We start from the raw sequence: 10086 nt of genomic DNA, 5'->3' as shown, positions 1-10086 counted from the left end.
TAGCTCTTCTGAATAAATTGTTATTTTATAAGCGAATTGACTTCGCAATGTTTAATTCTTACAACCAAGTTGTAAGTTCCTTACACATCATCGATTATCAATCTTGTTCAGTTTTCAAAGATCTACCTTTTAATATCAACCGTTGTCTCAATTGACAACTATTTAATATTAACAAATTATCAACACAGTGTCAATAACTTTTTTATTTATTTTGTTGATGAATGTTTTCACATCAACGTTTGTCGCTTATCGACAACAATAAATATTATGCCATCTTGTTAACGTAAAGTCAACAGTTTTTTTATTGATCTTTTAACGTTTTAACGAGGTTTTTGACCGCCTCATCAACAGCAATATTTATATTATCAAAATATCGACACCGCGTCAACATTAATTTAAAAATAAAAAGGACGACTTTTAAAGTCGTCCTTTTGTTTTGAAACTATTTCAATTCAGGTGCATCTGTCTTGTATAAGTTCAAAGTATCTTTCTTCTTCAACTTATTCAATAGATCAGTCTTCTTCTTTTTATCCATTTCCTTAAGAAGTTTCATTCCATCAGCATACTTGTAGCTGTATGACTTCTTATCTACCTTCTTGAAGCCCTTAGGGTTGTAGAAACGTAGTAAGTCACCTAGCACTACCTTATCTGATAGAGATAGTTCTGTAGTAACGTGGTTTTGCATCTTCTTAATTTCAGCAGCTTGCTTCTTGTTTGGTGTGATTTGTTTACCAGTCTTAGTTAGGTATACACTTCCACCTACTACTGTGTATTCAGGAGATACAAAGTCTCCATTTCTAAATGCAACAACTTGGTTTCTCTTCTTAGATAACAAATCATTACCGAATTGGATAGTATTATCGTCCTTTACACCTAGTAGATGTAATAGTGTTGGTAATACGTCAATTTCTCCACCGTAAGTGTGATCAATTCCACCCTTTAGGCCATCCATATGAATCATGAATGGAACCTTTTGGAATTGTGCTAAGTCAAAGCTGTTAATAGACTTCTTGTGTAGTAATTGAGCAATAGCTGGTCTATGGTTGTTTGAAATACCATAGTGGTCACCGTATAGCACAATCATACTGTTCTTCATTAGACCTGTCTTAGTTAGGTAATTCATGAATTCACCAAAGGCTTGGTCTAGGTAGTGAGCAGTTTGTACGTATGGATCAACAGTATTGTCACCAGTCTTAGTTGCTGGGAATGATACGTTTTGTTTATCCAATTCATATGGATAGTGGTTAGTTAGTGTAATTAGTTTTGCATAGAATGGTTGTGGTAATTGTTGGATGTATTGGGCAGCATCCTTAAAGAAGATCTTATCCTTCAAACCGTAACCAACACTGTATGATGGTTTTTCAGTGTAGTAGTTTGAATCAAAGAAGTATTGGTATCCCCATGACTTGTATGCATTATCTCTATTCCAGAAACTAGGCACATCCCCATGGAATGCAGCAGTACTGTAACCCTTTTGAGCTAAGATAGCTGGTGCAGCTTGGTATGTGTTTTGGGTACCGTAAGTAACCATTGCTGATCCTTCTGGTAAACCGAATAGTGAGTTTTCTAGCATCATTTCAGCATCAGAGGTCTTACCTTGTGCTACTTGGTGGTAGAAGTTATCAAATGATAATGTATTTTGATTATGGTAGAACTTGTTTAGGTTTGGAGTTACTTCCTTACCATCAACTTTGTAATCAATTAAGAATTGTTGGAAACTTTCCAAATGAATGATAAAGACATTCTTACCCTTAGCCTTACCGTAGTATTCGATATTAGACTTACTACGGTTGTGCTTTAGATATGTAAGGACACTATTTAAATCAGATGGTTTAGCTTCAGCTCTAGTTTGACTTTCTTTGTGGGTTTGATATGCATTAAATGCTGCATATTCATTTAAACCAAGGTACTTAACAATGTAGTTGTTATCAAATGTTCTTGTTAATAGACCTGATCTGTCTGCATTAGATACACCAAATTCAGCAAACATCAATACTAAAGATAAGATGGTGATTGCAAAGGCGTTTCGCTTCTTAAATGGAGCATGATCAACCTTAATTACCCTGAATAGTAATAATAAAATCAATACAACAACATCGATAAATACGAAGAAATCTAATGGATGTAAGATTTCAGCTAAACTCTTACCAAGGTTGTTTTGAACAGTACCTGAACCCTTGATGATTCCAAATGATAGGAAATCAGAGAATTCACGGTAGTATAAAACGTTGGCAAAAATCCAAATTGATTCGATTAAATCAATAATAATCATTAGCCAGTAAGCTAGTTTTCCTCTAAAGTACAAAGCAATCCCAAAGATTAGTAATGCAGCTGGTAGTGGGTTAACAGCCAACAGGAATTGTTGAATGCCACCCTTTGCACCTAAGGTAAAATCAATACGGTATGAAATATATGTTTTCAACCAGAATAAGGCCACGATTAATACAAAAAAGCCAAATTTTGTATTAAAGAACCTTCTGGTGTTCTTAATATGACTAGACATTTCTATGCCTCCAAAATAAAAAATATAAAGTGTTAGTAAATTTACTTATCAATCTTATTGGGTCGAATAAAGAATGCTACCGCCCCTAAAATCATTCCTAAGTAATAAGTTATCAAGCGCCAAGCAATTAACGCGAGAATTAACTTCGTGTTATTGGTGATAAAGCTCTTGAACAGAGTTTCAAAACTGTACTCTGCTCCCCCAGCTCCTCCTGGAATTGGGAATAGTGAGATTATCATAAAGATTAATACATGTAAGCTAACAATCATAATGATGTTAACTTGATCGAATCCTAATGCCAAGATAATGAAATATGGAATTAGGTAGTAGAAAGCTAGTTGGAAGAAAGTAATAACAATAATCTTTAACATTAGCTTCCATTGTTTAGCAATTCTGATGCTTTCCATATGGAATGTATCGATTTTGTTGTCTAACATCTCTTTAAATGAAAGGTACTTTTCATCCTTCATAAAGATTTTAAGTGGTTTTACCAAATTATCAACCAGTTTCTTAGTAAATGTATACCAATACATGATTAATAACAAGGCGACAATTACAAATAGGTGAACGAAGAAGCCAAACAGTACCAGCCAGGCTAGGTAGTGTAGCTTTTCTTCCACATATTGAAAACCGACAATAAGACTCAAAATGAAATTAATTACTATCATGGTTTGAAAGACAACAAACTTCATCAATAGCGTCGAACTGGCCTTACCAGCATCAACGCCCGTTTGAACCATTACATATAGTTGTCCTGGTTGTCCACCTGATGAGAATGGTGTGATTCCGTTGAATAGTTGTTCAACCAATGGGACTCTAATCGCATCCCACCAAGTAAAGTGGTCAACTTGGGTATCAACAATTGTCTTAGTAACCACCGCTTCTAGTCCTAAGTATAACAACATACATAGGAAGGCAACGGCAATCCACCACCAATTAATAGTAAAAAAATCTGCAATCAATACATCCATATTGATATCTCTGATGAAATACCAAAAAATCAGTATCCCGATTAGAAACATCATAAAGAACGTTATTACATTTCTCTTCGACATTACTATCCCTCTTTTATCTGACCTTTATAGAATTTATGCCAAATCGAAGCTAGATGATCTTCTGAATAGTAATCAGATGCAGCTAGTGCTTTATCAGACAATTCTTTTAATTCATCTCGATTATCAATTAAGCGATGTAAACTATCATTCATTTCTTCAAAAGTAGTAAATGGTTCATAGTAACCACTGATGATTTCTTTATATAAATCTAAACTTCTAAGCATCACTGGAGTTCCACAAGAGAATGCTTCCAGTACTGACATTGGGAACAATTCGTTAAATGATGGTAATAAGAATAAATCAGCAACGTTGTAGTATTGAACTAATTTATCACGATCCACGATTCCTGGGAATTTAAGGTTTGCGGGTGGATTGTCTACCAACAGTCTTAAGTTCTTGTATCCATCAGTAATTTTACCAAATGAGAAACCACCTGCCCAAATAAATTCGACATTTGGGTTTTCTTCGGCTAGTTTGGCAAAATCAAGAATTCCCTTTCTGGTTTGAACTTGACCGGTTCCCACAACGACGAACTTCTCTTTATCGATGCCAAGTTCTTTTCGAGCAGCCAGCTTTTCGTCTTCAGTGAAAGGAAAGAATTCCTTCTTGCTAACGAAGTTTGGAATGTAAGTAATTTTATCACGATTAATTCCATATGCTTCCAACTTAGGTATAAAAGTTGGATTAACAACTACAATATGTTCCATTCGTTTGTAAAACGCAATTACATACTTATAAAAAATCCATTTGATTGGCTTGGGTAGACTTAAGCTTCCTTCCAATGTTTCTGGTAGAAAGTGCACATACCCGATTCTTCTTCCACGTTTCTTTTGGAAAGTAGAGAAGTAATATCTTAGATTAATCGTATGGTAGTGAGTAATATCAGATTTCTTTGGATCATTGATTTCAATGACAAACTCATCTGAAAAACGCTTTTCCATTAATTTAATTAACTCTAGATAGGCACTACCAACTCCCTGTCCCTTTACCTTGTCGGCAGTTGAAAACATATCTATTTTTATCATAAATCCTCCTAGTCGCTTATCCCATTATCATCGCTAAATTCTTTGTTGAAGTCTAATTGGGCACTCTTATAAAAGGCCACAATTCGATTGGCAAAGTTTTCAGATGATATTTCATGTAACTTAGTTTGTCTAAGTTCTTCCTTTGATTGATCTGGTTTAGCTTTAGTTTGATTCAAGTATTCCAATACGCTTGAAACATAGCCATCTTTATTTGAGAAGGTCATCCCTAATGCCTTATCACTTAATAGGTCCTCAGTATATGGACTCGATGCAACCACTACCTTAACCCCGGCGGCCATTGCTTCAATATAAGTTAAACCTTGTGATTCAGAATTAGATGTCGATACAAACAAGTCGGCATTTCGGTAATATTTATATACCTCGTCGTTATTAATTTCACCAACAAATTTAACGTTAGCATTTAGCTTCATGTCATCTACTTGCTTTCTCAAGTCTTCTCCGGCTGGTCCATCCCCGACAATCACTAATTGGGTTAGTGGTTTGTCAGCCAAGATTGTTGGCATGGAGTTAATTAATTCCTTGATATTTTTTTCGTAAGCCAAACGACTCACTGATAATAGCACAGGAGCGTCCTTATCTACTCCTAAATATTTACGTAAATCAAAATCAGATTGAGTCGCAAATTTATTGATATTAATTCCGGTTGGGATAATTCTAATCGGGCTTTTCACCCCGTATCTAACTAACGTGTCTAATACTTTTTTACTTGGCGCCACTACCCCTGACATATTGTGACAAAACGCTAAAGTTGCATCTTTAACATGTACCGGTCTTAGTAGCTTACCCTTGGCTACATAATGTAAGTAGTCTTCATACATTGTGTGATAAGTATGTACGCATGGGATTCTTAAGAACTTCGCCACGAACTTACCGATAATTCCCATTGAGAACTCAGTCTGTGTATGAATAATATCCAAGTTAAGTTTCTTAGCAATTTGATAAGCTTGGATCATTCCCCTTACCGCGATTCTGCGGTCAGTAAAAGAAATAAAGGGGATACTGGAAAATCTAAAAATATTCTTTTCGTATGTGGCCTTATCAACGTGAGGATCAGTTGTAGTAAAGATATACACCTGATGACCATCTTTTTCCAATTGATCTTTTAATGTCTTAATGGATGTGGCAACCCCACTAACCTGTGGAAAATAAGTATCCGTAAAAATTCCAATATTCATAGTAGCACCTCCTTTTCTTTTATTATTAATTATTTGTAATTATATTGTTTTGCTGTTTGCATTGCAAACTCATGTGAATGCCATAATTCCCTATTTCAATAAAAAAAACGAGCCAGAACAATTCTATCGAAGTAGTTGTTTCCATATTCGTTCAATAATGACAATGAACTATTATGACAACCAAACATAAAATATTTCTGACTCATTATTTTAATAGACGTACCATATATAACTTGTAATTAATCAGTTAATCCTTCATCTTTGAATGACTTTGCAATTGCTTCAATTGCGTCTTTTTCGTCAGGACCATCAGCAATAACAGTTACTTCGGCGTTTTGACCAACACCTAATGACATAACACCCATGATTGACTTTAAGTCAACAGTGTTGCCAAGGTATTCTAGTTTTAATTCTGATTTGAATTTAGTAGCAGTTTGAACTAAAAGTGTTGCAGGACGAGCATGGATTCCAGTTTCAGAAACAACTTTAAATTGACGTTTTTCCATTTTGAAAATCTCCTTTTATTCTTATACTAATTTTAGAATATCAATTAATGTGATAAAACTCAACATTTTTAACTATTGGTACCACTATCAGATAGGTAAGTATACGTAATTACACCGTTCTGATCGGCCTTCCCTATCACGCGCTTTCTGGTATCAAAGTTCATGTATGCAACTTGAAACTCAGTGAACTCGTCGGGTTTGACTACCAATTCTTTGATTTTGTTGTCTTTTAGGTCATTTAATAATTCAGTATAATTCTTATCTGCGATAATTATATTCCCTCTTTCAATATATATTATATACGATTGCCACTAATTAAAACATATCATAATTAAAAAATATGAAAAAAATAGGAATTATTTTAATCTAATCAAATTGCTTGCACTAAATTTACGATGAGTTATAATGTTTTTACAAATGGTCAGTAAAGGTCAAAATAACCTTTAACCATTTAGTTGTTTTCAGAAAGGAGCAGTCGTATGAAATGTGAAAACTGCCATATAAATGAGGCAACCATTCATTTACTCGTCAATTTCAATGGCGAAAAGAGACATATTGATATCTGTCAGGACTGTTACCAAAAGTTGAGTCAACAATCCGAACAATATCGTAATAACGGAGGTGTTGATATGATGAATGATCCATTTGGTTTCAGTAGCTTAGATGACTTATTTAACGCGATGAATCAAAGCAATCAAAATTCTATCCGCCGTCCTGAGAATAATCAGCAAAAAAATAACAATAATAACAATTCCAACTCTGTGTTAGAAAAATATGGATATGATTTAACCGACTTAGCAAGAAAGAACAAGATTGATCCTGTTATCGGTCGTGATAAGGAAATCGATCGTGTGATTGAAATCCTAAACAGAAGAACCAAGAACAACCCTGTTCTAATTGGTGAAGCCGGTGTTGGTAAGACTGCTGTCGTCGAAGGACTAGCACTAAAGATTGCTCATCACGAAGTTCCAGATAAGTTAAAGAACAAACGTGTTATCAGATTAGATGTTGTATCCATTGTTCAAGGAACATCCATGCGTGGTCAATTCGAACAAAGAATGCAAGAACTAATCAAGGAAGTTCAATCAGACAAGAACATCATCTTATTCATTGATGAGATTCATGAAATTATGGGTGCCGGTAATGCCGACGGTGCCATGGATGCAGGAAACGTTTTAAAACCTGCCTTAGCTCGTGGTAGTTTCCAACTAATTGGTGCTACTACCCTAAACGAATACCGTGGTATCGAAAAGGATTCTGCGCTTGCTCGTCGTTTCCAAACCGTCCAAGTTGATGAACCTTCATTGAAACAAGCGCTTCATATCTTAAACGGTATCAAGGGGCGTTATGAAAAGTATCACCACGTTAAATACAGTGATGATGCCATCAAAGCTGCGGTTTACCTATCAAACCGTTACATCCAAGACCGCTTCTTGCCAGATAAGGCCATCGATTTAATCGATGAAGCCGGTTCTAAGCTTAATATCAAATCAGACGTTAAGTCTCCTGATGATTTAAAGGAAGAACTAAGCAAGTGCGAAAGTGAAAAGAAGGATGCCCTACAAAAGGAAGACTACGAAAAAGCCGCCTTCTATCGTGATAAGATTGAAGAATTAAACTACAAGTTAAAAGACTTCGACGAATCAGATAATACTTACCCTACTGTATCTACGAAAGATATTGAAGGAATTATCGAATCCATCACCAAGATTCCTGTTGGTCAATTGCAAGAACAAGAACAGGATAATCTAAAGGACTTAGACAAGAAGCTAGCTGGTAGCGTAATTGGACAAAACCAAGCAATCGAAAAAGTTGCTCGTGCTATCAAGCGTAACCGAATTGGTTTCAACGGAACCGGTCGTCCAATCGGATCATTCCTATTTGTAGGAACTACCGGAATTGGTAAGACTGAACTTGCAAAGCAATTAGCTAAGCAACTATTTGGTTCCAAGGAAGCAATGATTAGATTCGACATGTCCGAATACCGTGAACCACATTCCATTTCTAAACTAATCGGTTCACCTCCTGGCTATGTTGGTCACGATGAAGCCGGTCAATTAACCGAAAAGGTAAGAAGAAATCCTTACAGCCTAATTCTTTTCGATGAAATTGAAAAGGCTCACCCAGACGTTCTCCACGCTTTCCTACAAATCCTAGACGATGGTCGTTTGACAGACTCTAAAGGACGAACCGTATCATTCAAGGATACTGTCATCATCATGACAAGTAACGCCGGTACCGGTGCTTCCACTGCCAGCGTTGGTTTTGGTGCTGAAGCTAATAACAAGACTCATTCAGTATTGAATAAGTTGGGTGATTACTTCAAGCCAGAATTCCTAAACAGATTCGATGACATTGTCGAATTTAACCAACTAAGCAAGGATGACTTGAAGAAGATTGTCAGCTTGATGCTAGACAATGTTAACAAGATGCTAGAAAACCGTGGTATCACCATCGATGTTTCTGATGCTGCCAAGGATAAACTAGTCGAAAAAGGCTACAACCCAGAAATGGGTGCCCGTCCACTTCGCCGTGTAATCCAAGAAGAAGTTGAAGATAAGGTCGCTGACTACTATCTAAACAACCCAAGTAGCAAACACCTAAGCGTTGAGGTCAATGACGAAAACAAGGTATTCGTTAACGCAAAATAATTGAATAGATATAAAAACAGCTAAGACTTATTCTTAGCTGTTTTTTTAACTTTTTTTGTACTATCATATGTTAATATGGTTATTAGAGAGGAGGAAAAGGTATGTTTCATTTTATTCATGACATCATTCGTTTGTTTAAACCCAAACGTAAACCAAATGAACCACAAGAAAATGACTTCACAGATTTCACAACGCAATCCGTTGATGAACCTGTAGAAGCACCCACCGATGATATTGAAGAAACCTCTTCCCCTTCTCCTAAACCAAGGGCAAAGATGACCATATACTATGTAGATGAAGACGGTCACTATCTTCACGAGTTCAATGTAATTCACGGATTCGTCGGTGATCCAGTCAGTTTCATCATCCCCGATTTTGATCACTATGTTCTATTCAAAATCGAAGGTATTTCAACCTACATGCAAAAAGAAGATAACGAAGTCACCCTTCAATATAATCGATTGAATGGAAAACCAGTTAATATTTTCTTCATTAACTATGATACATATTCAATGATTCGTCTTCCTCAAATGGCAATCGGTAAATATAACAATGAATTTCAAATTAACATCCCAGAACTATCTGGTTTTAAACTAATCAACTATTCAGGTGATTCAAACGGTATCTTTGATGACTACATGAAGCATTTAATCATCTACTACCGTCGAAACGATTGGCACAGCGTCCAAAAGGACACTTTCTACATTCGTTTAAGAGAATACACCAGAGTCTACAACGACACTAACGGTGATGTTCTACACGTCTTGTTACCAAAGAAAAGTATTTGGAAGGTATTTTATCAAGTCACCACTGACGACGCTCTGTGGTTAAACATCGGACCAAACCAATGGATCGTCGATAGAAACTTCTTTAGAATGCAATATCCATTCGCTAAGGAACTGACCAACACGGACTCATGGAAGATTAAAAAGGTCCACTACCCCGCAACGATTGAAAACAATAATCATCAGAGTGTGGCCGTTTACAACTTCCCTTATGGTAGCTGTATCGGATTCTTGCACAATGGTAATTCATTCATCGTTACCCAAGAGATTGTTGATCAAAACGATCTCCAATGGGTCGAAATTAATAATCTTCACTATATCGTTTCCGATGACGTAAAAAAAGAGCTTAGATAATATCTAAGCTC

At 36.0% G+C, this 10086-nt stretch carries 8 protein-coding genes; 2 read left to right on the top strand and 6 right to left on the bottom strand.

Translation table 11 applies throughout. The annotated features are described in order from the left end of the window. Positions 1-442: 442 nt before the first annotated feature. The 6 genes from KTJ72_RS03655 to KTJ72_RS03630 all read right to left on the bottom strand — a co-directional run bounded on the left by KTJ72_RS03655 (position 443) and on the right by KTJ72_RS03630 (position 6554). The gene (locus KTJ72_RS03655; protein ID WP_041152877.1) at positions 443-2503 is read right to left on the bottom strand and encodes an LTA synthase family protein; all 2061 of its coding nucleotides are present in this window, start codon (positions 2501-2503) and stop codon (positions 443-445) included. Between the two features lie 41 nt (positions 2504-2544). Further along, the gene (locus tag KTJ72_RS03650; RefSeq protein ID WP_034534826.1) at positions 2545-3558 is read right to left on the bottom strand and encodes a lysylphosphatidylglycerol synthase transmembrane domain-containing protein; all 1014 of its coding nucleotides are present in this window, start codon (positions 3556-3558) and stop codon (positions 2545-2547) included. A 2-nt stretch (positions 3559-3560) separates the two neighbouring features. After that, the gene (locus KTJ72_RS03645) at positions 3561-4583 is read right to left on the bottom strand and encodes a glycosyltransferase family 4 protein (RefSeq protein ID WP_217304158.1); all 1023 of its coding nucleotides are present in this window, start codon (positions 4581-4583) and stop codon (positions 3561-3563) included. Positions 4584-4591: 8 nt separating this feature from the next. Continuing rightward, a complete protein-coding gene (locus KTJ72_RS03640; protein WP_217304157.1) occupies positions 4592-5779 on the bottom strand; it encodes a glycosyltransferase family 4 protein in 1188 nt (395 codons plus the stop codon). Between the two features lie 239 nt (positions 5780-6018). Continuing rightward, on the bottom strand, positions 6019-6285 hold the full coding sequence (locus tag KTJ72_RS03635; protein ID WP_034531608.1) for a phosphocarrier protein HPr: 267 nt from the start codon (positions 6283-6285) through the stop codon (positions 6019-6021). Between the two features lie 68 nt (positions 6286-6353). Then, positions 6354-6554 carry an ATP-dependent metallopeptidase FtsH/Yme1/Tma family protein gene (locus tag KTJ72_RS03630; protein WP_094750983.1) on the bottom strand — a complete coding sequence of 67 codons (201 nt, stop codon included), beginning with the start codon at positions 6552-6554 and terminating at the stop codon, positions 6354-6356. Positions 6555-6764: 210 nt separating this feature from the next. Between KTJ72_RS03630 and KTJ72_RS03625 the strand changes: the two genes are divergently transcribed. Then, positions 6765-8936, top strand: coding sequence for an ATP-dependent Clp protease ATP-binding subunit (locus KTJ72_RS03625; protein WP_217304156.1), 2172 nt, complete (start codon positions 6765-6767; stop codon positions 8934-8936). A gap of 101 nt (positions 8937-9037) precedes the next feature. Next, positions 9038-10075: a MucBP domain-containing protein gene (locus tag KTJ72_RS03620; RefSeq protein ID WP_217304155.1), complete on the top strand. Its 1038-nt coding sequence runs from the start codon at positions 9038-9040 to the stop codon at positions 10073-10075. Positions 10076-10086 lie beyond the last annotated feature (11 nt).

The organism is Apilactobacillus waqarii, assembly GCF_019061205.1.
Taxonomy (GTDB): Bacteria; Bacillota; Bacilli; order Lactobacillales; family Lactobacillaceae; genus Apilactobacillus; species Apilactobacillus waqarii.
The sequence above is the reverse complement of the archived record's forward strand: the minus strand, read 5'-3'. Positions and strand labels throughout refer to the sequence as shown.

Excerpts from the sequence above, each read along its gene's own strand:
- KTJ72_RS03620 (WP_217304155.1), top strand. The coding sequence starts at position 9,038 with ATGTTTCATTTTATTCATGACATCATTCGTTTGTTTAAACCCAAACGT.
- KTJ72_RS03655 (WP_041152877.1), bottom strand. The coding sequence starts at position 2,503 with ATGTCTAGTCATATTAAGAACACCAGAAGGTTCTTTAATACAAAATTT.
- KTJ72_RS03625 (WP_217304156.1), top strand. The coding sequence starts at position 6,765 with ATGAAATGTGAAAACTGCCATATAAATGAGGCAACCATTCATTTACTC.
- KTJ72_RS03645 (WP_217304158.1), bottom strand. The coding sequence starts at position 4,583 with ATGATAAAAATAGATATGTTTTCAACTGCCGACAAGGTAAAGGGACAG.
- KTJ72_RS03640 (WP_217304157.1), bottom strand. The coding sequence starts at position 5,779 with ATGAATATTGGAATTTTTACGGATACTTATTTTCCACAGGTTAGTGGG.
- KTJ72_RS03650 (WP_034534826.1), bottom strand. The coding sequence starts at position 3,558 with ATGTCGAAGAGAAATGTAATAACGTTCTTTATGATGTTTCTAATCGGG.
- KTJ72_RS03635 (WP_034531608.1), bottom strand. The coding sequence starts at position 6,285 with ATGGAAAAACGTCAATTTAAAGTTGTTTCTGAAACTGGAATCCATGCT.